The sequence below is a fragment of the Methylobacterium soli genome (genome assembly GCF_008806385.1).
In the GTDB taxonomy this organism is placed as follows: domain Bacteria; phylum Pseudomonadota; class Alphaproteobacteria; order Rhizobiales; family Beijerinckiaceae; genus Methylobacterium; species Methylobacterium soli.
In genome coordinates this window covers 1-1116 of record NZ_VZZK01000107.1, presented here as the reverse complement: position 1 = coordinate 1116, position 1116 = coordinate 1, and the positions used below count along the sequence as shown (strand labels likewise).

Annotated in this window: 1 protein-coding gene; it reads left to right on the top strand. The window is 67.7% G+C overall.

The window, feature by feature from the left end; genetic code table 11:
• Nucleotides 1-1116, top strand: a 1116-nt coding sequence (locus F6X53_RS32000) for an IS701 family transposase (protein ID WP_244965648.1), incomplete at both ends; no start/stop codon positions are given.

The window sequence follows — 1116 nt, the reverse complement described above, 5'->3', positions numbered from 1 at the left end:
CAGCCTCACTCGAGTCCACGCTGGAGCTCTGGTCCACAACGCTGCGACAGGCTAAGCAGCGCGTCCGCCCATTGTTTGCCGCCCCGAGTGTCGCCGCCTCCGCCAACGCCTTCCTGGACGGCCTGCTCGGGGGCGAGCGGCGCAAGACCGGCTGGATGCGCGCTGAAGCTGCCGGTGATCCGGGTCCCTGGCGTCAGCAGGCCATCCTCGGTCGCACGCACTGGGATGCGGAGGCGCTGCGGGATGTGGTGCGGGACGTCGTCGTCGAGACGCTGGCTGCTCCTGACGCGGTGCTGGTGATCGACGAGACCGGCTTCTTGAAGCAGGGCAAGGCCTCGTGCGGTGTGGGCCGGCAGTACACGGGCTCAGCCGGCAAGATCACCAACTGCCAGATCGGGGTGTTTGCGGCCTACGTCTCGGAGCAGGGCCACGCCTTCATCGATCGTCAGCTCTATCTGCCCAAGGCCTGGACTCAGGATGAGGCCCGGATGCAGGCCGCGCATGTGCCCGAGGCGATCACCTTCGCCACCAAGCCACAGCTGGCGCTTGCCATGGTCGAGCGGGCGATAGGAGCAGAGGTGCCGTTTTCCTGGGTGGCTGCCGACAGCATCTACGGGGTGGGTGAGATCGAGTTGGCGCTGCGGCGGGCTTACAAGGGCTATGTGCTGGGCGTCACCGGTCAGCATCACTTCTGGTCCTGGGACGCAAACCTCGACGTCGCGGGCACCGCCGAGGAGATCGCCAAGGGCATCCCCGATCAAGACTGGCTGCGCCTCTCGGCCGGAGCCGGCACCAAGGGACCGCGCCTGTTCGACTGGGCCTATCTGCCGCTGGCCACACTCCAGGCCGACGCGCTCGACGTTGCGCTCGATCAGAGCTTGTGGACGCGTGGACTGCTGGTGCGGCGCAGCCTGTCGGACGGGGCGCTTGCGTACTTCACCACTTGGTGCCCGGCCGGCACGCCGGTCGAGAGACTGGTGACGGTGGAGGGGCGGCGCTGGGCGATCGAGGACGCCTTCGAGACCGCTAAGACGGAACTCGGGCTGGCCCACAACGAGAGTCGTTCGTGGCACGGCTGGCACCGGCACGTCAGCCTGGTGATGCTGGCCTTCGCGA